The organism is Mesorhizobium sp. WSM2561 (assembly GCF_000513915.1).
GTDB lineage: Bacteria > Pseudomonadota > Alphaproteobacteria > Rhizobiales > Rhizobiaceae > Mesorhizobium > Mesorhizobium muleiense.
Genome location: NZ_AZUX01000001.1, coordinates 374,378 through 399,188, shown reverse-complemented (window position 1 = coordinate 399,188; position 24,811 = coordinate 374,378). Strand labels below are relative to the sequence as shown.

The window sequence follows — 24,811 nt, the reverse complement described above, 5'->3', positions numbered from 1 at the left end:
TTTCGCCTCAGCTCCAGGTGCGATCCCAGGAGTATTCGTTGTCCCATTGATCGGTGGGCTGCCAGATGCCGGCGACACCCGGCTGCAGATGCTGCGAGATCACCTCGTCGACGACGTCGTCAATCCCCAGGCCCGGCTTGTCGGGAACAGTGATAAAGCCGTCCTTCACGAGCGGCCTGGCAACGCCGGTGACGATATCGTCCCACCAGTCGACATCGACAGAGTGGTATTCGAGCGCCATGAAGTTTTCGGTCGCGGTCGCGACATGTGCCGCGGCCATCGCGGCGATTGGACTTTCTGCCATATGGATCGCCATGGCGACGCCGTGGTCCTGCGCCATGTCGCCGATCTTCTTGGTCTCGAGGATGCCCCCGCTGGTGAGCAGGTCCGGGTGGATAATGGAGAGGCCGCCGCTCTTGAGCAGAGGCTCGAAGCCCTCCTTGAGGTAGATGTCCTCGCCGGTGCAGATCGGCACCGTGGTGGCGTCCTGCAGTTGTCGGTAGTGCTCGGTGTACTGCCATGGGATGACGTCCTCTAGCCAGGCCGGCACATATTTTTCAATCCGCCTGGCGAGGCGAATACCGTTCTGCAGCGAGATGTGGCCGACGTGGTCGATGGCGAGCGGAATATCCATTCCGATAACCTCGCGGACCTCGGCAATGTACTGCTCAAGCAAGTCGAGGCCCTTGTCGGAAAAATGGAGGCCGGTAAACGGGTGGGGGACGTTGTGCAAATCGTAGGCGGCGTTGCGGGCGCGCCGCTCTTCAAGGGACTTGACCTGGCCGCGGCCGGGCTGGACGCGATACCCATCAAGCGAGCCGGCAGGAGACACGACCGCACCGGGGACATCGGCGATCTGCAACAATCCCAGATCCATCTTGAGGAACGTGAAGCCGAGCGCCATGCGCTGCTTGAGGCGCTTGCCGGTCTCGGTGCCGCTCGGCACGGTGGCGTCGGTATCGCAATAGAGGCGCACCTTCTCGCGAAACCGGCCGCCGAGCATCTGGTAGATGGGCACGCCATAGGCCTTGCCGGCGAGATCCCACAACGCGATTTCGACCGCCGAGACGCCACCGCCTTGCCGGCCGTGCCCGCCGAACTGCTTGATCCGGCGAAACAGGCGATCGATGTTGCAGGGGTTCTCGCCAAGCAGCCGGCTCTTCAGCATCAGCGCGTAGGTGGCGCTGGCGCCGTCGCGCACCTCGCCAAGCCCGACGATGCCCTGGTTGGTGTAAATCTTGAGCAGGGTCGAGGTGAACGGCGCGCCGACGATTTCAGCTACCCGCATGTCGGTGATGCGAAGCTCGGACGGCTTGGAGTTCGCGTTCACCCGATTGAGCGCCTCGTCGGCGCCACCCGTCTTTGCCATGACTTATCCTCGTTCTGGTGGGTGGGGCTGGTCGTCGCCCGCATGCCGGGCCGGCATGGAGCGTCGCTAGCCCAGCTCAATCTCATGGGCCTGCAGGTAGTCACGGTCCATCTCAATACCGAGACCAGGCCTAGACGTCAGCTTGAGGCTGCCGTTCGAGACGTCGAGCGGTCTGTCGATGAGGTGATCGTATTTGCCCAGGTTCCACTCCGACGTTTCGAGCCTGTAGAAGTTAGGAACGGTCATCATCACCTGCGCTCCCGCAACCACGTTGATCGGTCCCGCGGCGTCATGCGGCGAGACCGGGATGTAGTAGGCTTCGCATAGGGCAGAAATCTTCTTGAATTCGGTAATGCCGCCGGTCCAGGTGACGTCCGGCATGATGTAGTCAGCGAGCTTGTTCTCGAGTACCGGCACGAAATCCCACTTCGTGTGGCCGCGCTCGCCCCACGCGATGGCGGCACTGACCTTCTCACGCACCTGCTTGAGGGCGTTCAGGCTCTCGGGCGGGCAAGGCTCCTCGAACCAGTCGATCTGGCCGGCTTCCTCGAGGCTCCGACAGAGGCGAATGGCGGTGGGAACGTCGAAGCGGCCATGCGCGTCTATGAGAATGTCGACGTCAGGCCCCGCCGTTTCGCGGATCAGCGCCGTGAGTTCGGCGGCTTCGCGCTCGTCCTTGCGGGTCATGCTGCCATCAAGGTAGCCGTCCCGCTGTTCGCGGGACAGGCCATCGGCGCTGCGGCCCTGGTGGGGGAAAGGATCAAACTTGAGCGCAGTGTGTCCGGACTCGACGATGTCCAGAATTTCGCGGACCACAGCCTCCTTGCTGGTGAATTTGGCCTGGTTGGGATGGGTGTAGAGCGCGATTTCGTCGCGTACCGGTCCGCCCAACAGCTCGCAAATCGGCTTGCCGAGGACTTTGCCGCGGATATCCCAGAGGGCAATATCGATGGCGCTCACGCATTCGACAGCGGCGCCGCGGCTGCCCATATAGGTGAAGCTGCGAAAGATCTTGTGCCACAGATGCTCGATGCGTGCTGGATCCTCGCCTGTCACGGCGACGCCGATCTGCCGCAGGATCGTGCAGAGAGCGCGGTTGGCGAGCCTTGTCGTGGTGGTGATCTCTCCCCAGCCACTCACCCCCTCGTCGGTCGTCACTTCGACGAACAGGAACTCTCCCCAATAAGAAGCATCGGACTTGATCAGCCACGGCCGAATGCTCGTGATTTTCATCTCAATTCCTTATCTGAAATAGTCACGCTAACGGTGTTCGAGACCGGACCTTCGTTCCTATCCGGCCCGAGCGGCGTTGCGCGCACGCATCTGTTCGAGGATATGCCGGCCGGAACCCTCGACATGGCGGGAAACGAGTTCGGCCGCCTTGTCGGCTTCTCCCGCTTTTACGTGCGCGATGAGTTCGCGGTGCTCGCGAATGATCGCGGCACGCCGCGCCAGCGTGAAATTGAAACGCCGGCTCACGGCTCGCAGCACTTCGCGATGCTTCCACCAAAGTTCGGCAGCATGGCGGTTATAGTGCCGCTGGTACATCACGGTGTGGAAGGCGGTATCCAGTTCACTGTGCCTGAATGTGTCGGCAAAGTTGTTCTCTTCAATCAGCCCTTGGAGACGTTCGAGTTCGGCGATGTCCTCGCCGGTCGCCATATTCACAAACCATCGCGTCAGGGCCGGCTCGATCAGAACACCGATTTCATAGATATCCCGGACAAAATCCTGATCTATGGGTCGGACGCGCGCCCCGCGGTTGGGCAGAAAGGTGACAAAGCCCTCCCCGCGCAAGAGCTGCAGGGCCTCGCGCACGGGGTTTGTCGAGGTGCCGTGACGCCGGGCGAGATCGGTGACCACGAGCCGTTCGTTGGCGGCGAGCCGTCCCTCGATGATGTCCTCCCTGATCAGTTCATAAAGCGAGGCGCCCTCGCTGGAGGCCATGGGGTCAGTCTCCACCGGTGGCATGGCTTTAAAGTCATCTATTTCGGCCAAGGCCGGCTCCCCTGATCAACACATACCCTGCCCGATATCACACACGGATTTCACAAACAATGTACGATCCAGCGCGTTGACAGGCAATCCACGATCTGAAAACGTACAAAATGATCGAAGGGATACATAGAACAGAAAGGCGTCCCGCGGTCGAACGAGCTAGACCGCCTTGCCTCGGCGCAGGGCGGCATGGAGAACCAGGGAGGATACCTATGACGAGGATTACGCTCGGCAGTGCGGTCCTGCGCGGCACTGTCGCCACTGCTTTGATGGCATCGCTGATGTCGACATCGGCGCTGGGAGCGCCCGTCGACCTCAGCAAGTGGTCGCCGGAATATGTGCGCTCCATTGCGGGCACAGAGGATTTTGACACCGCGGCCGATTGCGCCAAGGTCACCCCGCTCGACTACAAGGGGCGACTGACTTTCTGGTATCAGGGCGTGTTCGAGGGCGACCCCGACCTTTTGCGCCAGTACTACAAGGATTTCTTCGAGACGTTCCGCAAGACCTATCCGAACATCCAGCTCGAGGAACAAGCCCTCACCTACAACGACCTTCTGGACAAGTTCCGCACGGCGCTCCTCGGCAATGCCGCGCCGATGGCGGTCCGCCTGCAAATCCTGGGTGGTACCGAGTTCGCCTCAAAAGGCTACCTGGAGCCGCTCAAACCCGAGGATGTCGGGTATTCGACCGAGGACTTCTGGCCCGGCGCCATGAAGGCCGTGACCTGGGAGGGAGTGACCTACGGCATTCCAACCAACAACGAGACGATGGCGTTCATCTGGAACGCCGACATCTTCAAGCGTGCGGGGCTCGATCCGGACAAGGCTCCGGCAACCTGGGACGACGTCGTCAAATATTCCAAGCAGATCCACGACAAGCTCGGAATTGCCGGTTACGGCCTCGTGGCTCGCAAGAATGCCGGCAATACGCCGTACCGCTTCATGCCGCAGCTGTGGGCTCATGGCGGCGGCGTCTTCGACGAAGCCACTGCGAACCCGACCTATGAGGATGTCCAGCTCGATAGCCCGCAGAGCAAGGCCGCCCTGCAAGCCTCGTACGACATGTATGTTCGCGACAAGTCGGTTCCGGTTTCGGCGCTCACCAACCAGCAGGCCGATAACCAGCCCCTGTTCCTCGCCGGCCAGCTCGGCATGATGATCTCGCATCCGTCCGACTACGACGTCATGCTCGACCTGCAGAAGAAGGCGACGGGCGCCGACAAGGATAAGGCGCAGACCGTCATCGACAACATGCGCTACGGCCTGATTCCCACTGGACCCGACGGCAAGCGCGCAGTCGTGTTCGGCGGCTCGAACATTCACATCCTGAAGCCCGAATATGTCGAGGGCGGCAAGGTCGACGAGCCGGCCGCAAAGGCTATCATCTGCATGTGGACGAGCCCTGAATGGTCGCTGAAGATGGCCTATGCCGGCTCGAACCCGGGCAACCTCAACGGCTTCAAGACCAAATGGATGAAGGAACGTCTGGACAACATCAAGTTCCTCGACGTGACGACCTCGATGCTGCCATACGGCATCCCGTTCCCAGCGCTGCCGCAGGCTCCGGAGATCATGAACATCATCGTCCCGGACATGCTGCAAAATGCCCTGACCGGAGCGATGACCGTCGACGAGGCAGCGGACGACGCGGCCAGGAAGGTAAGAGACCTGATGGGCGGACTCTAGTCCAGGCCTGACCGGCTGCGCCGTAGTGCAGCCGGTTCGTTCAGAAGAAACCCGGTTCGTTCAGAAGAAATAAGGGCGCGCCAAAGTGACGATCGTGACCGGCAAGGCCGAGGCTCGCCGAAGATTGCAATCCGGCAGGTCCGGCGTGTTACGCCAGATATGGGAGCATCGCGCCGACTACGCGTACGTGCTCCCTGCGATCGCCGTGATGCTCGTCGTCATCGCCTATCCGATCTACTACACGATCGAGCTGTCGTTCTTCAAGACGCCGCCTGGCCTGCAGCTTCGCGACAAGACCTTCATCGGCTTCGACAACTACACGACCATCCTCACCAGCGAGGTGTTCTGGAGAGTCACCTGGAACACTCTGATCTGGACGCTGGGCTCCACCTTGATTGCCTTTGTCCTGGGGTTTGCCACCGCGCTGGCGCTCCACCGCGAGTTTGTCGGCCGCGGTGTGCTGCGGGCAATCCTGATCATTCCCTGGGTTATCAGCGCGGTCGCCGCCTCCTATATCTGGAAGTGGATCTATCATTCGGACTTCGGGATCATCGGTGCGGTGCTGGTCGGCCTCGGATTGGCCGACCGACCGCCGAATTTCATCGACAGCGTCAACACGGTGCTGCCTTCCCTGATCGTCGTCAATATCTGGCGCGAGTTTCCGTTTGCCATGATCATGATGATGGCCGGCCTGCAGACCGTGCCTGAGCAGTTGCTGCGCGCCGCCCAGGTCGACGGCGCCAGCGCCTGGCAGCGCTTCTGGCACGTCACCTTCCCGCACTTGCGCAACGTCTCGACGGTGACGATCCTGCTGCTCGCGGTGGCCAACTTCAATTCCTTCATCATCCCCTGGATCATGACCGGCGGCGGGCCGTCCAACGCATCGCATATCTGGATCACCCACATTTATGAGCTCGCCTTCGGCCGGCAGCGCTGGGGCGTGGCATCTGCCTATTCGGTGCTCCTGTTCCTCACCCTGATGACGCTCGGCTACTTCTACGTCCGTGCGCTAAGCGGCAACGAGCGGCAAGAGGGGAGCGCATGAGCACGACTGCCGAAACCGCCCCACGAGCCCTGAGCCGTCGCCGGATGCGCGTCGACGGATGGCGGTGGACCGGGCGCATCTTCCTCGCGTTCATGCTGCTTTACACCGCGGTGCCGATGATCTGGATGCTGATCACCTCGATCAAGTCCGGGTTCGCGGCGTTGCAATTCCCGCCGCAATGGTGGCCGGACGAACCTACCCTCGCCAGCTACGAGAAGCTGCTCGATCCCCAGAACAGCGTCGGCCAGGACTTCCTCCGCTTCTTCTGGAACAGCCTTTTCGTGTCGACCGTCACGACAATCCTCTCGGTGATCGTCGCCGTCCCTGCGGCCTACGCGTTTTCGCGCTTCAGTTTCCCCGGCCGGAACTTCCTGTTCTTTGCCGTGCTGCTGCGCAACATGTTCCCGGCGGTGATCTTTCTCGTACCGCTGTTCATCCTGATGCGCCTGCTCGGGTTGATGAACACGCATGGCTCGCTGATTCTCACCTATCTCACCTTCGGCCTGCCGCTGGCGATCTGGTTGCTCAAGGGCTTTTACGACAACATTCCGGTGCAGCTCGAGCAGGCGGCGCGCATCGATGGGGCAACGCGGTTCCAGGCCTTCATCTTGATTGTGATGCCGCTCTCGACGCCGGGGATCATCGCCACCGCGATCTATTCGTTCATCGGCGCGTGGAACGAGTACATCTACGCCTACACCTTCCTCACCAAGAACGACCAGTTGACACTGCCCGTCGGCATCCAGCGCTTCTTCTCGGAAAATACGACGGACTTTCCGGGCCTGATGGCGGCCAGTTTCATGATGAGCGTGCCCGTCGTCGTGCTGTTCCTCGTCCTGCAACGATACTTCGTACGCGCCCTTACAGAAGGCGCGGTCAAGCACTAGGGAGTTGCCGATGGCCCACGTGGTCCTCAAAGATCTCGTCAAGTCCTATGGCAGCTTCAAAGCTGTCAACGACGTGTCGCTGACGGTCAATGACGGCGAGTTCGTTGCGCTCGTCGGCCCTTCAGGCTGCGGCAAGACAACCACGCTCAATCTCGTCGCGGGGCTGATCCCGATGACATCGGGCGACATCGTCATCGGCGACCGGGTGGTCAACGACCTCGACCCCAAGGACCGGGACATCGCCATGGTGTTCCAGAACTACGCGCTCTATCCGCAGAAATCGGTTTACAAGAACCTGGCGTTCCCGCTGCAGATGCGCAAACTGCCCAGGGACGAGATCGACAAGAAGGTCAAGGAAGCAGCGCGAGTGCTCGACATGACGCACCTGCTCGAGCGCAAGCCGCGCGAACTTTCGGGCGGGCAGCAGCAGCGGGTGGCCCTCGGCCGTGCGCTTGTCCGCGACCCCGCCGTGTTCCTGATGGACGAGCCGCTCTCTAACCTCGACGCCAAACTGCGCGTGCAGATGCGGTCTGAGATCAAGCGCTTCCACCAGGACCTCAAGGCGACGATCATCTATGTGACGCACGACCAGCTCGAAGCCGTGACCATGGCCGACAAGATGGCGGTGATGAACGGCGGCTACCTGCAGCAATACGATTCACCGGCGCAGGTCTTTGCCCATCCCGTCAACATGTTCGTCGCCAGCTTCATAGGCAGCCCGGCGATGAGCCTTATTCCGCTGCAGGCATCGACGGCAAACGGCAACGCTGTGTTGACCAGCGCGGAGGGCTGGAGCTTTGAGCTCTCGCCGCGCAACGCCCGGAAGGTCGCAAGGGCAACGACCAGGAAAGTCGTGCTCGGCGCACGTCACTCGACGATCAAGCTGCGCAACAGCGCGGTCCCCGGTGCCATTCCAGCCAAGGCCTACACGGTGGAGCCGACCGGAGACGTCACCTTCGTGCAGGCGTTCCTGTCCGGCGCCATCGTCAACGTCAGTGTGCCGCCGAACATTGCCGTCGCGCCCGATGAACAGATCTGGCTCGAGTTCGACCAGGAACGGATGCATCTGTTCGACGGCGAAACCGAAATGGCCCTCAAGGCCAACTGAGACAGGGCGCCAACTGAAACAGGGCGGATGCGTTTGGAACGTGGGCGTGGATGACTACGAAGCTTAAGATCACCGCGATCAAGCCCTATCCAGTGTGGGTAGGAACGCGCAACCAGATGCTCGTCAAGGTCGAGACCGACCAGGGCATCTTCGGCTGGGGCGAGAGCGGCTTGAGCGGTCGCGAAAAGGCGGTGGCCGGCGCGGTCGAGCACTATCGCGAGTTTCTCATCGGCCGCGACCCGATGCAGATCGGCCGGATCTGGCAGGAGGTTTATCGCAGCCAATACTTCGAAGGCGGACGTGTTCTGCAGGCGGCGATTTCCGCCATCGACATCGCCCTTCACGACATCAAGGGCAAGGCGCTGGGAGTGCCGGTCTACGAGTTGCTGGGCGGCAAGCAGCGCTACCGCATCCCCACCTTCGCCTCGACCGGAGACGAGGCCGAGGGTGACGCTGCCATCGAACGCGCCCGCGAGCTACGCGCACAGGGGTGGCAGGCGATCCGCTTCTTCCCCGCCGGGCAAAACAGCAGGGACATCTTCGAGCCGCGCGAGTCGATCGGCACTACCGCGAGCATCCTTAACCGGGCGCGCGAGGCGCTGGGCGACGACGTCGTCCTCGGCATCGACTATCATCATCGGCTGTCGGTGGCCGAGGCGGCGAGCTTCTGCAACAAGCTCGGCCGCGGCGTGCTTGATTTCCTCGAGGAGCCGATACGGGACGAGACACCGGAGGCCTACGAATCCCTGCGTACGATGACCGACATCCCCTTTGCCATCGGCGAGGAGTTTTCCAGCAAGTGGCAGTTCCTGCCCTACATCGAGCGCGGCATTCATCAGTTCAACCGGCTCGATGTTTGCAATGTCGGCGGGCTTACCGAGGCAATGAAAGTCGCTGGCTGGAGCGAGGCGCACTATGTGGACCTGATGCCGCACAATCCCCTTGGTCCGGTGTGCACGGCCGCGACCGTGCATCTCGCCGCCGCGGTACCCAACTTCGCGTGGCTCGAGACCAGGGAACCCGAAACAAAGCTGGGCTTCGACAATTCCGACTTCTTCCCCGTGCGACCACGGCTCGACGGGACCGACTATCCGGTCGGCGATTTGCCGGGGCTCGGCGTCGAGGTCAACGAGGAGGCGATCCAGGCGGCGAGCTTTCGTTTTTGGGAAGCGCCTCACCTTAAGCGCCGCGACGGTTCTGTTACGAACTGGTAGTTGCCTTTCAACCGGAGTCCACCATGACACATGCTCCCGACATCACGCGGCCGCCAAAAGACCTGATCGACGCGCTGAGGGGGATCGGCGCCGCGACGGTTGCCGGCACGCTTGGCCACATGGGTTTTCGCAATCCGCACATGGTCGGACCGGTGGCGCAGAACCACGGCAAGTCGATCGTCGGGCCGGCGCTGACGCTGCAGTTCTTGCCACAGCGGCCGGACCTGTTCACCGAGGGAGAATATGCCGATCCGGAGACGCAGCTGCATCGGCACGTGCTTTATCACGCACAGGCGGGCGATGTCGTCGTGGTCGACGCGCGCGGCGACATGAGCTCGGGCGTCTTCGGCGATATGATGTCGACCTATTTCAAAGGCAGGGGCGGCGCGGGCATCGTCATCGATGGATGCATGCGCGACCGGCCTAATGTTGAAAAGCTCGATCTGCCTCTATGGCTGCGCGGCTGGACGCCGAATTATCATGTGCAGACCAGCATCTATCCCAATGCCGTCAACGTTCCGATTGCCTGCGGCGGTGTCACGGTGATCCCCGGCGACATCATCGTCGCCGACGACGACGGGGTGGTGGTGCTTCCCGTCGCAATGGCCGCAAAGGTGATCGAAGAATCACAGAAGCATCACGATTGGGAGGAATTCTCGCGAGTGAAGCTGATGGAGGGCGGGCCGTTGCAACGCTACTATCCGCTGCATGACGATGCCCGCGGGGAGTACGAGGAGTGGCGCAAGACAAACCGCTCGGAAAACCCCGGTTAGCGCATGGATTACCCCGTGCGGCAGCGGGCAACCGTTCGCAGATGGCGCGGTACTGGTTTATTCGGCAGCTTCGGCCTTCGCCGCCGACGCTATTCGCGCGGCGCAGTATTTGAACTCCGGGATCTTGCCGTAGGGATCCAGCATCGGGTTGGTGAGCATGTTGGCCGGACTTTCGTTGAAGCAGAACGGCATGAACACCATACCGTCGGCGACCTCCCGGTCGGCGCGAAGGATGGCGTCTACCGTCCCGCGCCGGGTCTCGACCGCAATCATCTCCCCTTGGCGCAGGCCGTGCCGCTTGATCTCATAAGGGTTCATCGCAGCGATGCCTTGTGGCTCGATCGCGTCCAGCACGCCCGCCCGGCGGGTCATGGAGCCGGTGTGCCAATGCTCGAGCAGGCGGCCGGTGGTGAGCACCAGTGGAAACTCTTCATCGGGCACTTCGTCAGGCGGCAGCAAATCGGCCGGCACGATGCGGCCGCGTCCGTCCGCGGTCGGGAATCCGGACGAGAAGATGATCTCATTGCCGGGCTTGTCGGGGCCGTCGGCCGGATAGATCACCGAACCTTCGCGCTCGATGCGGTCCCAGGAGATATGTTTCAAGGACGGCATCACTGCCGCCATTTCCGCATAGACCTCGGAGACATGGTTATAGTTCCAGTCGAGGCCGATCCGACGAGCGAGATCGACAATCAGTTCCCAATCCTGGCGGGCTTCGCCCGGCATGTCGAGTGCCGGACGGCCGATCTGCACCTGCCGGTTGGTGTTGGTGTATGTGCCGAGCTTTTCGGCATGCGCCGAGGCTGGCAGCACCACATCTGCGTGCCAGGCGGTCTCGGTCAGGAAGATGTCCTGCACCACGAGATGGTCGAGCATGGCCAGTGCTTGCCGGGCATGGGTCTGGTCCGGATCGGACATGGCCGGGTTCTCGCCCAGTATGTACATGCCCTTGATTTCGCCGTCATGGATGGCGTCGATGATTTCGACGACCGTCAGGCCCCGTTTCGGGTCCAGCGTCTGGCCCCAGAAGTTCTCGTATGCGCCGCGGATGTCGATGTTCTCGACCGGTTTATAGTCGGGGAAATACATCGGGATGAGCCCGGCATCGGATGCGCCCTGCACGTTGTTCTGGCCGCGCAGCGGGTGCAGGCCCGTTCCCGGCCGGCCGACATGTCCGGTGATCAGCGCCAGGGCGATAAGGCAGCGCGCATTATCGGTTCCGTGTGTGTGCTGGGAAATGCCCATGCCCCAAAAGATGATCGACCGCTCGGCGGTCGCGTAGGTGCGGGCGACGTCGCGCAGCACGCTCGCCTCGATGCCGCAGACCTCGGCCATTGCCTCGGGCGAAAAATCCTTCACCTTGGCCTTCAGGGCCTCGAATCCGGAAGCGTTGGCCTGGATATACTGCTCGTCGTAGAGCTTTTCCTCGACGATGACGTGGATCAGCGCGTTCAGCATGGCCACGTCGCTGCCAGCCTTGAATCGCAGCGAATGCGACGCATGGCGCATCAGGTCCTGGCCGCGCGGGTCCATGACGATCAGCTTGGCGCCGCGCTTGGCCGCCTGCTTGAAATAGGTCGCGGCGACCGGATGGTTGGTGGTCGGCCGTGCGCCGATGACGATGATGCATTCGGCCTTCAGCGCGTCGTTGAAGGGCGCCGAAACCGCACCCGAACCGACGCCTTCCATCAGCGCCGCCACCGAAGATGCGTGGCAAAGCCGGGTGCAATGGTCGACATTGTTGGTGCCAAAACCCTGGCGCACCAGTTTTTGGAACAGATAGGCCTCTTCGTTCGAGCCTTTCGCCGAGCCGAAACCGGCCAGCGCCTGCCCGCCATGATCCCTGAGGATCGTCTTCAGCCCGCCGGCGGCGCGCGCAAGCGCCTCTTCCCAGCTAGCCTCGCGAAACACGGTCAGCGGATCGACGCCGCGCATATCGGCATCGCCCGACTTCGGGGTATCGTCGCGGCGGATCAGCGGCTTGGTCAGGCGTTCAGGCGACATCGCATAGTCGAAGCCGAAACGACCCTTGACGCAGAGCCGGTTCTCGTTGGCATAGCCATCGCGGCCATCGACCTGGACAATTCTGTTGTCCTTGACCGCAACGCTGGTCTGGCAACCGACGCCACAGAACGGGCACAGCGTGTCGACGACCTTGTCGAATTCCTGGATGACCCGGGTCTTGCTTGCGTTATCCATCAGCGACTTTTCGTAGAGCGCGCCGGTCGGGCAGGCCTGGACGCATTCACCGCAGGTGACGCAGGTCGACAGGCCCATCGGATCGTGCATGTCGAAGACGGGAAGCGAGTGATTGCCGCGCTCGGCCATGCCAAGCACATCGTTGACCTGGACCTCGCGGCAGGCCCGGACACAGGCGCCGCAAGTGATGCAGGCGTCGAGATTGACGGCAATGGCGGGATTCGTGATGTCGAATTCTGGCCGGACATCATCCGTGGCGAATTTCGAGCTGTAGCGACCGCCGGAAATGCCCATCGAACCAGCCCACTGCCAGAACATCGACTGCTGGTCCGGACCGTCGGCCGCCGGCCGCATGTTGCTGGCGAGCAGCTCGAACACCATCTGGCGCGATTTCTTGGCCCGTTCGGTATCCGTCTTCACCACCATTCCGGCGGAAGGCTTGCGGATGCAGGAGGCGGCAAGCACCCGTTCGCCCTCGACATCGACCATGCAGGCGCGGCAATTGCCGTCTGGCCGATAGCCGGGCATGTCGACATGGCACAGATGCGGGATCCTGGTGCCTTCGCGCTTTGCAACGTCCCAGATCGTCTCGTCGTCAGCGGCTGTGACCGTTTTGCCGTCGAGGGTGAATATGACGCCATCTGCCATTTCAAAGATCATCCCTAAAATGCGTCAAAAGGTGATTGACCGGATTGGGCGCCGCCTGGCCGAGACCGCAAATGGAGGAATCGCGCATCACTGTTTCAAGGTCGCGCATCGCCGTCTCATTCGGCACGCCCTTCTCTTTCAAGAGCGTTACCAGCTTTTCGGTTCCTTCCCGGCACGGCGTGCATTTCCCGCAACTCTCATGTTTGAAAAAATTCATGAGATTGAGGGTCACATCCCTGATGTTGTCGGCTTGCGAAAGCACGACCACCGCATGTGAGCCGACAAAGGCGCCCTGTTTGGCGAGTTCGCCGCCGAAATCGAGTTCAATGTCGCCCATCGACGCCGGAAGGATGCCCCCCGAGGCTCCACCTGGCAGATAGGCCTTGAATTCATGCCCGTCTGCCATGCCGCCGCAATAATCCTCGATCAGTTCGCGCACGGTGACGCCAGCCGGGGCCAGCTTGACACCCGGCTCCTTCACATGCCCGGAAACCGACCAGGAGCGAATTCCCTGATGGCCGGGCTTGCCCTGCGCGGCGAACCATTCGGGGCCCTTCTCGACGATGTCGCGAATCCACCACAGCGTCTCGACATTGTGGTTGAGTGTCGGGCGTCCGAAAAGTCCGACTTCGGCAATATAGGGAGGCCGGTGACGGGGCATGCCGCGCTTGCCCTCGATGCTTTCGAGCATAGCGCTTTCCTCGCCGCAAATATAGGCGCCGGCGCCACGCCGCAGGTCGATGAAACCGGGCTTGACGATGCCGGCTGCCTCGAGCGCCGCGATCTCGGCGCGCAAAATGGCGAGCACGGCCGGGTATTCGTCGCGCATGTAGAAATAGATGCGCTCGGCCTCGACCGCGTGGGCGGCGATAATCGCGCCTTCGAAGGTGCGGTGCGGATCCTTTTCAAGATAGATGCGGTCCTTGAAAGTGCCAGGTTCGCCTTCGTCGCCATTGATCGACATCAGCCGCGGCCCTGGATAGCCGCGCACGAAGCTCCATTTCTTGCCGGCCGGAAAGCCGGCGCCGCCGAGACCGCGCAGACCGGCGTGCTCCATGGTGTCGATGACAGCGTCAATGTCGATCTCGCCCGCCTTCACCTTCCGGAAAAGCTGATAGCCGCCAGCGGCCCGATAGGCATCGAGGCCAACATAATCGGGCACGACAACTTTCGTATCGCCCGAGCGAGCCAGATCGATGAGGATATGGCTGCTGGCTTGGTCGACCTCACGGTCGCCAATGCGCGCCGCGGGCGCTGTGGCGCAGCGGCCCATGCAGGGCGCACGCATGACGCGGACTGTCTTCGGGTCGGCCTTGGCGGCCAGTTCGCCAATCAGGTGCTCGGCGCCCGCCAGCATGCAGCTTATCGATTCGCACACCCGGATTGTCAGCGGCGCGGGTCTCGCCTCGCCTTCCCTGACGATATCGAAATGGTCGTAGAAGGTCGCGACCTCGTAAACCTCCACCTGGGACAGGCGCATGTCCTCGGCAAGCGCGCGCAGATGCGCGGCCGACAGACAACCGTAGCGGTCCTGGATCAGATGCAGGAATTCGATCAACAGATCCCGGCGCCGTTCGCGATGGCCAAGAAGTTCCCGGACCTCGGCCAGGGCAACATCATCCAGCGCCCGCCCTTTGGGTCCACGATCGGGAGATCGCCGTTGCTGCATTGTCATGCTCTCACTCCTCCCGGACCCTTCGTCTGAGGAAGGCGGCTCCCGCCACCAATGTGGTTGTGAGCTCCCTCAGCCCGGCGCACCTTGGATCAAGGACTTGGCACACAAATCGACTTGGCAGACAAGTTGAACCAAATGCCGGTTTGACAATTTTAGCATGGCCGGGGCGCCGCGGCAGAACTGATCTGCGTCCTGATTTGTCGCACGGCCTATACCGGGGCAGCTTGCGCCTTCTCGATCAAGAAAATGATGTGGTCTCCCTGCCGTTGCATCGCCTCCAGGCGGTCGCCCATTTCGTTGATCAGATTGGGAATGTCTATGGCTGCCAGCGGATCGGTGCAACGGACCTCAAGGCGCTCGCCTGGGCTTATGCCGCTGAGCGCCTTGCGAGTTTTCAGCGCCGGCAAGGGACATTTCAATCCCGTCAGATCGATCTGTCTCGTCGTCATGGTGGCGCACCATGGCGGACCGCTCACTGGTCGTCAACGGTCACCGCCTCAGGGGTACCGCAAGTGAGAGCGGCCAGGCGTCGCACCGCATTTTTGCCAAACTGCGTGCCGCCGGCTCGACGGCGTTCGTCAATACAGGTCCGAATAGGCAAGGAACTGAACGGTCTGGCCCGGCTCGACCTCGGCTATTTCCTCGCCGAGTTCGATAAGGCCGTCCGTTTGAACCAAAGAAGACAGCATGCCAGCGCCCTCGCGCGGGAATTTGACGGCTTCATATGTGCCGTCCTGCGTCCCACGCAGGCTTACCCGCACATATTCGCGTCGCCCCGGCTTTTTGCGGTAGGAAAAGGCGGCCCGCACCGGCCGCGAAATTGGTGGCTGCTGCCGTGCGCCGGCCAGCGCAAAGATCGCGGCGCGCGCAATATGGGCGAATGTGACGAAGCTCGCCACCGGATTGCCGGGCAGCCCAATGAAGGCTGTTCCCCGGATCACCCCCATGGCGACGGGGCGGCCGGGTTTTATGGCCACCCGCCAGAAGACCAGGGTGCCCACACTCTCGACGGCGGCCTTGACGCAGTCGGCCTCCCCGGTCGAGACCCCGCCGGACGCCAGGATCAGGTCCTGTCCTGGCGCAGCCTCGCTCAGCACATCCGCGATCAGGCTGCTGTCGTCGATCAGAATGCCCAAATCGGTGGTCTCGCAGCCCAACCTTGCCAGCATGGCCATCAGCATGAAGCGGTTCGAATCGAAAAGCTGGGCCGGTCCCCGGACCTTTCCCGGCGCGACGATCTCGTTGCCGGTCGAGAAGATCGCGACGCGAACTTTGCGCCGCACATCGATCTGCGTCATGCCGAGCGCCGCGGCGAGCGCAACATCCTGCGGGCGCATGCGCTGGCCGGCCTGCAGGACCACCTTGCCTGCTGCGACGTCCTCGCCCGCCGGCCGCACGTTGGCTCCTCTTTTCAGGCCGGTCGGAAGAATGACCCTGCCGGTATCGTCGACACGGACATCTTCCTGCATGTAGACCGTGTCTGCCCCCTCCGGCAGCGGAGCGCCGGTGAAGATGCGTATGGCTTGTCCGGGCGCGGCGTGCCGATCCGGCGCCATCCCAGCCTGGATCCTGCCGCTCACCGGCAAGGCTTTTTCAACGGTCCCCGGCAGGTCGTCGCCGCGCAGTGCATAGCCGTCGACGGCTGAGTTGGTGAAAGGCGGCAGGGGCAGCGGCGCCACCAGATCACTCGCCAGGACGCGCCCATCGGCAATCGCCAGCTTGACGATTTCGGTCTCGTCGACAACGGTCAGCCGTGAAGCAATCAGTGCGGCAGTATCATCGAGCGATCGCATCGGGCCGCCGAAAGCGAAGCAGTCATCTGAAAGTTGCGCCATCGAGCCTTCAGCCTCTATGGATCTGGCCGAACCGGCAGCTCGGCGCCATCCAGCAAGCCCAGTCTGCGCTTGCAGGCGCTTTGTCGACCTGCCTTCGTTTGAACAGGCTATATAGTGCAGGTCAAGCCGTAGGTAACGCGTCCACTCCGGCGAGCGGGATTGCAATTTCAAGAGAGCGCCATGCAACAGATGAAAACCCGACCAAACCCCGCCATCATCATGCCGAGCCCGGATGACATCCGATTGACCGAACAGGTCAGCGGCATTGATCATACGGGCGCCGCTATTCAAATCCGCGTCCCCGTTGAACGCCCACTGACGCTCTATCTGAACGCCCAGGAGATCGTCACGATGATGACGATCGGCGACTATCCCGAATATCTGGCGCTGGGTTACCTGCTCAATCAGAACATGCTCAAGTCCGACGACGTCGTAACCGAGGTCGAATATGACGACGACGTGCAGGTCGTGGTCGTCCGTACCGAGCGCAACACAAATTACGAGCAGAAGCTTAGGAAACGGACGCAGACTTCAGGCTGCGCGCAGGGGACCGCTTTCGGCGATCTTCTCGAGGCGCTCGATATCACTCTGCCGCCAGCCGCGCTGCACACCTCCTGGCTTTACCAAATGACCCGCACGATCAACACGACGCCGTCGCTCTATCTTGAAGCGGGCGCGATTCATGGCTGCGTGCTTTGCAAGGAAGGCACGCCGATCTGCTACATGGAGGACGTCGGGCGCCACAATGCCGTCGACAAGATCGCCGGCTGGATGTATCGCCAGGGCATCGATCCGGCCGACAAGATCCTTTATACGACGGGCAGGCTGACGTCGGAAATGACGATCAAGACGGTTCGAATGGGCATTCCAATCCTCGTCTCGCGCTCGGGTTTCACCGCCTGGGGGGTGGATTTGGCGCGTCAGGCCGGCCTGACGCTCGTCGGTCGGGCGCGCGGCAAGCGGTTCGCCGTGCTGTCGGGCGAGGATCGCATCGTCTTCGACCAGGACCTCGCTTCCGTCGACGAGGAAGCACCGCGTCACAGACGCAAGGGAGCTGCCGATGGCGAATGAGCCGATGGCGAATGAGAAGGTGCCGACCCTGGGCGTCGTTCTCGCCGGGGGGCTCGCCCGGCGCATGGGCGGCGGCGACAAATCCATGCGTCGGCTCGACGGAACCACCATCCTCGATCGTGTCCTCGAGCGCCTCAGCCCGCAATGCGACGGGCTCTTGCTGAACGCCAATGGCGACCCTGCCCGCTTCGACCGTTTTCGCCTTCCAGTCGTCGCCGACCCGGTCGAGAACTATCCGGGCCCGCTTGCCGGCGTGCTTGCGGGCCTCGACTGGACAGCGGCGAACAGGCCCGATGTCGAATGGATCGTCAGCGTCGCAGCCGACTGTCCTTTCATGCCGCGCGACCTCGTCGAACGGCTGCATCGGGCGCGCATAGCGAAAGCTGCGGATCTGGCGGTGGCGATGTCAGCGGGTCGGACGCATCCTGTCATCGGGCTCTGGCAAGTGGCGATGCGCGATGCGTTACGCCATGCACTCGTCGAAGAGGGCGTTCGCAAGATCGACCTGTGGACGGCTCGCTACCAGGTTGCCACCGCGTCCTGGCCGGACAAGCCGGTGGATCCCTTCTTCAATGTCAACACGGTTACAGATTTCGCCGAGGCCGAACGGCTCGTCTGGCAGCTTACCGACCCTTAGCCCGGATATCTCACCCTTGGCCAGGTCGGCTAAAACCCATGCGCTCGACCCCCTCGTTGAATTCAGGCGAAGCGAGCGCGGCAAGGAACGCCTGCACCGCGGGTCGCTCCTTGCGGGCAGAAACCAGCGCGAAATCATAATGCTCTTCCTTCAGCGCAATGAAGCCGAGCCCGGCTGAGCGCGCCACCGGCGCAATGGTGACGCCCCAGTCTGCCCGGTTCTGGGCGACGGCCGCCGCGACGGCATTGTGCGAGCGGGGCTGGTTCCAATATCCGTCGGGACGCGCCGCACCAAGCAGCTGGTCGATCAGGATGCGCGTACCCGAGCCCTGGTTGCGGTTGACCATCATGCAATTGGGATCGGCGAGCGCGGCTCGCACCGCCTCCTCCGGGTCGGTCCCCTGGAAGCGCAGGTCGCCCGGGCGGTAGACGATGCCCTGCATACGCCGCCATCCCTGCACCAGTTCGAGGCCGTCGCTCAGGAACGGCGCATTGTAGCTTTGCGTCTTGCTGTCGAAGAGGTGGATGGGCGCGATATCGCACTCGCCCCGCCTGGCCGCGGCCAGGCCGCCCAGGCTGCCGACGGCGATGGACCGCACCGTCAGGCCGGCGCGAAACAGAATGCCCACGACAAGATCCAGGCCGGTGCAGTTGCTGCCGATCACCACGAGATCGGGAACACGCACGTGCGGTGTGAACAGCGTCACCGACGCCTCGCTTCCGGCAGGCATATTGTCGGCCAAAGCTTCGATGCTGATGAAGCCATCAGCCTGGGCAAAGGAGGTTATCGCCCCCGAGCCCTTGCCGGTGGGATAGGCGATCAGCCCCTGCTCACCTTCGACCAGCGACACCATCACGAACTCCGTGCGGCCGAGTTCGGACTGTATGCGCAGCGGAACCTTGGCCGCGACCTTCGCTTCGCTCCGAGGCGGCAGGCCCGCCATGCGGCGCAGCACGGGTACGATCATGTCGTGGAAAGTGAACATGGCCGAAGTCGGGAATCCTGGCAGCACGACGACCGGCTTGCCGTCGCAAATGGCGAGGCAAAGCGGCTTTCCCGGCTTCAGCGCCACGCCATGGGCAACGATGCCGGGCGCGCCGAGACGGTTCACGATGCTGTGGCTGACATCACCGGCGCCCTTGGACGTCCCACCCGACACTATCAGCACGTCATGCGCCGCCAGCGCCTTGCGCATGGCGGCTTCCAGCGTGGCTTCGTCATCCGGATAGGCGCCGAGAAAGCTCGCCTGGCCGCCATTTTCACTTATCGCGGCGCTGACGATTGCGCCGTTGGCGTCGTAAATGCCGGCGGGTCGCAGGGTGTCGCCCGGTTGGACAAGTTCGTCACCGGTCGACAAAACCGCCACCCGCAGCTTGCGCGCCACCGTCACCAGCGCAATTCCGCAGGCGGCAAGCATGCCGATTTCACGCGAGCCGATCACCGTTCCGGCGCGCAGCAGAACCTCACCGCGGGCAATATCGGATCCGGCATGCGAGATGAACTGGCCGGGCGAGGCCCCGCGCCTGACCTCGATGGCATCGCCTTCGGCCGGTTGCGTATGCTCCACCATGACGATGGCGTCGGCGCCGCGCGGCACAGGCCCGCCCGTCGCGATCGAGGTGGCAGTGCCTGCGAGCACAGGGATTTGCGGGGCGACACCGCAGGCGATGGTTTCGCGGTTGAGCAGGAGCCTGGCAGGAAGCGCCTCCGACGCGGTGGCCATGTCGGCGGCGCGCACGGCAAAACCATCGACGTTCGAACGGTCGAAAGGCGGCACGTCGATCGGAGCCGTGACATCATCGGCAAGCGCCATCCCAAGCGTATCCGCCAGCATCAGTTCTTCGGTCGGGATCGTCCGCGGAAAGAGCGCCGCCTCGAAACGGGCGAGCGCGTCGTCGCGCGACAGGACCGTCAGGAACTGTTCCTGGCCGGTACCTTGGCGGGTGGATCTGGTCATCACTGACTCACCTGGGATCGTCGAACACAAAGGCGCCGACAGCTGTTCCCGCGGCACAGCCCTCACTGCCGCCTGGGATGGCAAGCCATGCATCCGCCAGGCGGATCGCCTCCAGCGAAAAATCGCCTATCGCAAGCGGCCGCCATCCGTCTTGTTCCTGCTTCAAGAGGACGATCTCGGCCAGTCCGACCGTGGAGGAGATTTTTCGCTCCAGCGGCAGGACCGTCTGGCGCCGGGCGTTCCTGCCCGACAGGCGATCGATGGTCGGCTGAACAAGCGCCAGAAAGGCTCCAAAGGCTTGATCGGGCGCGCCGGGCAGGGCAATGATCGGGACCGCGTCGAGCCGGCCGATCGCCGCGGTTCGGCCGGGCTGCAGCGCTATGTTGTGGGCGATGAGCGCCCCACGCGCGGCAAGCGCGTCGGCTGTAACGTCGGCGCGCCCCGCACCAGTGCCTCCAATCAGGATGATCAAATCGCCGGCTGCGTTGCCAATCGCCTGGGCGACGGATCCGGCGTCGCGCGTAACCGTTTCGATATCGAACACCTTCGCGCCAGAGGCTCTTGCAAGGTCGGCGACAAGATGGCCCGTGGAAGTATCGCTCGCCGGGGCAGCGACATCGATCAGGCGCACCTGCGGCGCCCGCACCGCAATTTCACCAATCCCTGCGCTTCGCATGGTCAGGAGGTCAGCGGCTGACAGCCTGTGCCCTGCAATGATCAGCGGTCGGCCCGCCGCCATGTCCTCGCCAGCGCGTCGCACGCCCTGGCCCGGCGCTGCTTGCTCGAGCGCCTGGGGCATCGGGCCGCTGCAATCGATGAGATCGGCATCGAGAACGCAATCGCATCCCTCCGGCATGGCGCCGCCTGCTTCTATCCAGACCGGAAATGCCATCAGCGGCAGCGGCGAATAGGCCGACGCACCGGCAAGATCGAGCGCGCGGCACGCCCAGCCATCTGTCCTTGCCGTGTCGCGGATCGGCTGCGCGTGTGCCAGGGGCGGCATGGCGGCGCCAACCTTCCCAAGCGTCTGGTCAAGCGGCAAAAGAGTGGGCGCGACCGGCGCCACCCCGTCGAGGAGTGCGGCGAGAGCCGCTTCGAGACCGGTCATGGCGCCGACGGAAGGCTGCATTCTCATCATGCCCGATGATGGGGCAGATGCGAACCGCTTTGCAACCAACTTCAGGAGCGCTTCTGCTCAGCGTTCGGGAAGAAGAGTTGCTGGCCGTCAATGTTGAATTCGCCAATTGCCTGCTGTCCTTCAGGCGAGATCAGCCAATCTATGAAGCGTTGGCCGGGTTCGGCCTTGACGCTCGGATGCCTCGCCGGATTGACGAGCACGACGCCGTACTGGTTGAACAGCCTTTTGTCGCCTTCGACCACGATCTCCAGTTCGCCGCGGTTCTTGAACGCCAGCCATGTGGCGCGATCGGAAAGCACATAGGCATCCATGGCGCTGGCTGTGTTGAGGGCAGCGCCCATGCCCTGACCTATCTCCTTGTACCACGGCCCCTTCATCACCGCGATGTCGACACCTGCCGCCTTCCAGAGCCCGAGTTCTGCAAAATGGGTTCCGGATTTGTCGCCGCGGGAAACAAAAGCGGTTTTTTTGCTCTGGATCGATGTCAAGGCGACCGCGATATCTGGCGAACCCTTGATGCCGGCCGGGTCGCTTCTGGGCCCGATCAGGACGAAATCATTGTACATCACGTCGAAGCGTTTCACGCCAAAACCTTGCTCGACGAATTTCTCCTCCTGCTCCCTGGCATGGACGAAGACCACGTCCGCGTCTCCCCGGCGGCCGGCGTCGAGCGCCTGGCCGGTTCCCTGCGCGACCACCCTCACCTCGATACCGGTCCTCGTGGTGAACAAAGGCAATATGTGGTCGAAAAGGCCGGAATCCCGCGTCGAGGTCGTCGAGGCCACGACGATCGACTGTTCCTGCGCGCCGGCCAATGCGCCGCTGGAGGCCAGGAAAGCCAAGATGACCGCAATTGCGGTAAACAGCCGACGGTTGAACACTGGACGCTCCGTTTCCACGGTCAAAGCACAAGCTCCCCTTTGAGAAAGGCGGCAGCTTCTGAGGATGAGGGGCGATCGAAAAAATCACCGACGCTGGCGTGCTCGCACAGTCGGCCGCTAACGAGGAAGACGACATCTCCCGCAAGCCGGCGCACCTGGCCGAGATCGTGCGAAGCCATGACGATCTTGGTGCCCGATTGGGACGCCATCAGAATGATCTCCTCGACATGGCGGGTTGCAGCGGGATCAAGGCTGGCGGTGGGCTCATCGAGCAGCAGGATCTCGGGTTCGCACGCCAGTGCGCGGGCAAGCGCCACGCGCTGTTGTTCACCGCCGGACAAGCGCCGCGCAGGCCGCGCCGCCAGGCTCAGAAGGCCGACACGGTCGAGAAGTTCCTCGGTGCGTGCCGCGCGTCGATGGCGCGGACAACCAGCTTGCGCCAGTGCGTAAGCCACATTGGCGGCGACGGAGCGGCGCAGCATCACCGGTTTCTGGAGCAGCATTGCCCGGCGCCCGAGCCCGCGATCGGTGCGCCCACCCCAGCTCACAATTCCTGCGGAAGGCGCGGCAAGTCCCATGCAAACCCGAAGCAGTGACGTCTTGCCCGCGCCGTTGGGACCAAGCACCAGCGTCGGCGCACCGGGAGTAATCGCCAGGTTCAGGCGGTCGAGCATAGTCGTGGCGCCGGCGCTGAGCGAGACCCGGTCCAGAATGAGAGGAAGGTCGGTCAGCACGGCACGCATCATCAAGCCGCCCGTTGCTCCGACCACAATCGCAGACCCCAGGCCGCGGCATTGACGGCAAGAATGAGGCCGATCAGGATGACGCCGAGGCCGATCGCGAGCGGCAGGTCTCCCTTTGAGGTTTCGAGCGCGATCGTGGTGGTCATGGTTCGGGTGAAGCCGTCGATGTTGCCGCCGACGATCATGACTGTGCCGACTTCGGCCGCCGCCCGCCCGAAGCCGGCGAGCAATGCGGTGATCAGGCTGAAGCGGCTGTCCCACAAGAGCGTCGCCACCCGGCCTGTCGGGCCGACGCCCATCGCTGTCAGCTCGTCGCGATATTCGCGCCACAAATCCTCGATGGTCTGGCGCGCCAGAGCCGCGATGATCGGCGCGACGAGAAGCGCCTGCGCGATGACCATGGCGGCCGGTGTGAACAGCAGGCCGAACTCGCCGAGCGGCCCTGATCGCGACAACAGCAGGTAAACGGTCAGGCCGACGACAACGGGCGGCAGGCCCATGAAGCCGTTAACGAGCACGACGAGCGCGGAACGTCCCGGAAAACGCGTCAGTGCCAGCAACGCCCCGAGCGGCAGCCCCACGACGGCCGCAACTGCGACGGCGGCCAGGGTGACGGTCAGCGAAAGGCGCACGATCGAGATCAGCGCCGCGTCGCCGCTCGCGATAAGCTGCCATGCACTTAGGCCTTGTGACATTCCCATTCGCCTGCGCGCAGCATCCTTTCCCTACTATTTCTGCTGCATTTACTCCCCATTCGTCAAACAATTGAATTTGCGCAGGAATATGCATAACATTGCAGGATGGATTTGCTGACGACCGCGGAAGCCTCGGACTATCTGCGCCTGGGTGAACGCAAGCTCTACGAGTTGGTCGCCGAAAACAGGATCCCGTGCAGCAAAGTGACGGGCAAGTGGCTGTTTCCGCGCAACGAACTCGACCGGTGGGTTCTCTCGGGATTGGCCCGTCCCGAGGGAATGATTGCGCCCGAGCCGCCGCGCATAGTCGGCGGCAGCCAGGACGATTTGCTCGAATGGAGCCTTCGCCAGGCGGGCTCCGGCCTCGCCTCGCTGACCGAGGGGACGGCAGGCGGCGTTGCGCGTCTTTTGCGTGGCGAGGTTGCCGCTGCGGCAATCCATTTCCACAATGATGCAGCCGACCCCAATGTGGAGGCCGCGCGCGCCATGCCGCGGCTACACGATGCGGTGCTGATCGGTTTCGCGCGGCGCGAACAGGGGCTGCTGCTGCCGCCGGGCAATCCCCGATCGCTCAACAGTCTGGCCGAAATCCTTGAAAGCGGCGCCAAAATAGCGGTGCGCCAGGCGGGGGCCGGAGCCCAAATGCTGCTGGATGCCCTGGTCGCCCGCGCCGGGGCCAGCCAGAGGCGGTTGAACCGGCTCGAGCCGCCATGCCTGACAGGGCCGGATCTCGCTGCCGCGATCCGGACCGGGCGGGCCGATTGCGGCATCGCCACACGCGCCGCCGCACGCGCCGCCGGCCTCGATTTCGTATCATTGGCGTGGGAGAATTTCGACCTGCTGATGCGGCAGCGAACCTATTTCCAGCCTACCATCCAGGCGCTGATCCGCCTCATGGCCCAGGACAGGTTCGCTCAGCGCGCCGCAGAACTGACGGGCTATGACACCGGCCCGGCCGGGCAGGTCCGTTTCTTCCATTGATGTGAGGTGTCGAGGGGGCGCTTGGCGCACCGCCGAACCTGTTCAGCCAAGGTCGATTTCGCCTTCGACGACGTGGTGCAGACCGGCGCGTTCAGCCGTGATCACGGCTCTCACGGTCAGGCGCCCCTGCCCTTTCAGTCCAGCATCGGCCACCGCCTTTTCGATCGCCTGCTGCGAGGTTACGCCGACCTGCTTCAGGAACTTGCGCATCGACACGTTGAAGGGATCGGTTTCCATGTTTTGAGTCATAGGATTGCCTCCAATAGCTG

22 protein-coding genes are annotated in these 24,811 nt (G+C 63.0%); 9 read left to right on the top strand and 13 right to left on the bottom strand.

Annotated elements, in window-relative coordinates; genetic code table 11:
• Positions 1-7: 7 nt before the first annotated feature.
• The 3 genes from M727_RS0102010 to M727_RS0102000 form a co-directional block, all read right to left on the bottom strand.
• Positions 8-1,369 carry a mandelate racemase/muconate lactonizing enzyme family protein gene (locus M727_RS0102010; RefSeq protein WP_027151246.1) on the bottom strand — a complete coding sequence of 454 codons (1,362 nt, stop codon included), beginning with the start codon at positions 1,367-1,369 and terminating at the stop codon, positions 8-10.
• A gap of 66 nt (positions 1,370-1,435) precedes the next feature.
• Complete coding sequence (locus tag M727_RS0102005; protein ID WP_027151245.1) at positions 1,436-2,602, bottom strand: mandelate racemase/muconate lactonizing enzyme family protein; 1,167 nt, start codon at positions 2,600-2,602, stop codon at positions 1,436-1,438.
• Positions 2,603-2,659: 57 nt separating this feature from the next.
• Positions 2,660-3,367 (bottom strand): GntR family transcriptional regulator, encoded by a 708-nt coding sequence (locus tag M727_RS0102000; protein ID WP_027151244.1) that lies wholly within the window; start codon positions 3,365-3,367, stop codon positions 2,660-2,662.
• Positions 3,368-3,579: 212 nt separating this feature from the next.
• Between M727_RS0102000 and M727_RS0101995 the strand changes: the two genes are divergently transcribed.
• From M727_RS0101995 to M727_RS0101970, 6 genes are all read left to right on the top strand, one after another.
• On the top strand, positions 3,580-5,055 hold the full coding sequence (locus tag M727_RS0101995; RefSeq protein ID WP_027151243.1) for a sugar ABC transporter substrate-binding protein: 1,476 nt from the start codon (positions 3,580-3,582) through the stop codon (positions 5,053-5,055).
• A gap of 85 nt (positions 5,056-5,140) precedes the next feature.
• Positions 5,141-6,100, top strand: a complete 960-nt coding sequence (locus tag M727_RS0101990; RefSeq protein WP_027151242.1) for a sugar ABC transporter permease — start codon at positions 5,141-5,143, stop codon at positions 6,098-6,100.
• Positions 6,097-6,987: a carbohydrate ABC transporter permease gene (locus tag M727_RS0101985; protein WP_023797625.1), complete on the top strand. Its 891-nt coding sequence runs from the start codon at positions 6,097-6,099 to the stop codon at positions 6,985-6,987. Before M727_RS0101990 ends, M727_RS0101985 begins: the two co-directional genes overlap by 4 nt.
• Before the next feature lie 10 nt (positions 6,988-6,997).
• Positions 6,998-8,095 (top strand): ABC transporter ATP-binding protein, encoded by a 1,098-nt coding sequence (locus M727_RS0101980; protein WP_027151241.1) that lies wholly within the window; start codon positions 6,998-7,000, stop codon positions 8,093-8,095.
• A gap of 50 nt (positions 8,096-8,145) precedes the next feature.
• Positions 8,146-9,309, top strand: coding sequence for a mandelate racemase/muconate lactonizing enzyme family protein (locus M727_RS0101975; protein WP_027151240.1), 1,164 nt, complete (start codon positions 8,146-8,148; stop codon positions 9,307-9,309).
• A 23-nt stretch (positions 9,310-9,332) separates the two neighbouring features.
• Positions 9,333-10,082, top strand: a complete 750-nt coding sequence (locus M727_RS0101970) for a ribonuclease activity regulator RraA (RefSeq protein ID WP_027151239.1) — start codon at positions 9,333-9,335, stop codon at positions 10,080-10,082.
• A gap of 57 nt (positions 10,083-10,139) precedes the next feature.
• Here the strand turns inward: M727_RS0101970 and fdhF are convergent, their stop codons facing one another.
• The 4 genes from fdhF to glp all read right to left on the bottom strand — a co-directional run bounded on the left by fdhF (position 10,140) and on the right by glp (position 16,439).
• On the bottom strand, positions 10,140-12,929 hold the full coding sequence (gene fdhF, locus M727_RS0101965; RefSeq protein ID WP_027151238.1) for a formate dehydrogenase subunit alpha: 2,790 nt from the start codon (positions 12,927-12,929) through the stop codon (positions 10,140-10,142).
• Position 12,930: 1 nt separating this feature from the next.
• Positions 12,931-14,604 carry an NADH-ubiquinone oxidoreductase-F iron-sulfur binding region domain-containing protein gene (locus M727_RS0101960; RefSeq protein ID WP_051505481.1) on the bottom strand — a complete coding sequence of 558 codons (1,674 nt, stop codon included), beginning with the start codon at positions 14,602-14,604 and terminating at the stop codon, positions 12,931-12,933.
• 209 nt (positions 14,605-14,813) lie between these two features.
• Complete coding sequence (locus tag M727_RS0101955) at positions 14,814-15,011, bottom strand: sulfurtransferase TusA family protein (RefSeq protein ID WP_348627128.1); 198 nt, start codon at positions 15,009-15,011, stop codon at positions 14,814-14,816.
• 171 nt (positions 15,012-15,182) lie between these two features.
• On the bottom strand, positions 15,183-16,439 hold the full coding sequence (gene glp, locus M727_RS0101950; RefSeq protein ID WP_027151235.1) for a gephyrin-like molybdotransferase Glp: 1,257 nt from the start codon (positions 16,437-16,439) through the stop codon (positions 15,183-15,185).
• A 180-nt stretch (positions 16,440-16,619) separates the two neighbouring features.
• Between glp and fdhD the strand changes: the two genes are divergently transcribed.
• Positions 16,620-17,510, top strand: a complete 891-nt coding sequence (gene fdhD / locus M727_RS0101945; RefSeq protein WP_027151234.1) for a formate dehydrogenase accessory sulfurtransferase FdhD — start codon at positions 16,620-16,622, stop codon at positions 17,508-17,510.
• Positions 17,500-18,147, top strand: a complete 648-nt coding sequence (gene mobA, locus M727_RS0101940; RefSeq protein WP_236390524.1) for a molybdenum cofactor guanylyltransferase MobA — start codon at positions 17,500-17,502, stop codon at positions 18,145-18,147. Before fdhD ends, mobA begins: the two co-directional genes overlap by 11 nt.
• A gap of 10 nt (positions 18,148-18,157) precedes the next feature.
• On the opposite strand, the gene M727_RS0101935 is transcribed toward mobA, so the two are convergent.
• Genes M727_RS0101935 through M727_RS0101915 form a run of 5 tightly spaced genes read right to left on the bottom strand, consistent with a single transcriptional unit; the run spans position 18,158 to position 23,561 of the window.
• On the bottom strand, positions 18,158-20,104 hold the full coding sequence (locus tag M727_RS0101935) for a molybdopterin biosynthesis protein (protein WP_027151232.1): 1,947 nt from the start codon (positions 20,102-20,104) through the stop codon (positions 18,158-18,160).
• Positions 20,105-20,111: 7 nt separating this feature from the next.
• Positions 20,112-21,233, bottom strand: coding sequence for a molybdopterin-binding protein (locus M727_RS0101930; RefSeq protein WP_348627127.1), 1,122 nt, complete (start codon positions 21,231-21,233; stop codon positions 20,112-20,114).
• Positions 21,234-21,283: 50 nt separating this feature from the next.
• A complete protein-coding gene (locus tag M727_RS0101925; RefSeq protein ID WP_245268417.1) occupies positions 21,284-22,096 on the bottom strand; it encodes a substrate-binding domain-containing protein in 813 nt (270 codons plus the stop codon).
• 47 nt (positions 22,097-22,143) lie between these two features.
• Entirely contained in the window at positions 22,144-22,866 is a 723-nt protein-coding gene (locus tag M727_RS0101920) for an ATP-binding cassette domain-containing protein (protein ID WP_027151229.1), read from the bottom strand.
• A gap of 2 nt (positions 22,867-22,868) precedes the next feature.
• Positions 22,869-23,561, bottom strand: coding sequence for an ABC transporter permease (locus tag M727_RS0101915; protein WP_027151228.1), 693 nt, complete (start codon positions 23,559-23,561; stop codon positions 22,869-22,871).
• A 105-nt stretch (positions 23,562-23,666) separates the two neighbouring features.
• Here M727_RS0101915 and M727_RS0101910 point away from each other — a divergent pair, with 105 nt between their 5' ends.
• The gene (locus M727_RS0101910; RefSeq protein ID WP_027151227.1) at positions 23,667-24,542 is read left to right on the top strand and encodes a helix-turn-helix transcriptional regulator; all 876 of its coding nucleotides are present in this window, start codon (positions 23,667-23,669) and stop codon (positions 24,540-24,542) included.
• Positions 24,543-24,584: 42 nt separating this feature from the next.
• Here M727_RS0101910 and M727_RS0101905 read toward each other — a convergent pair whose 3' ends face one another.
• Entirely contained in the window at positions 24,585-24,791 is a 207-nt protein-coding gene (locus M727_RS0101905; RefSeq protein ID WP_027151226.1) for a DUF6494 family protein, read from the bottom strand.
• Positions 24,792-24,811: the final 20 nt, after the last annotated feature.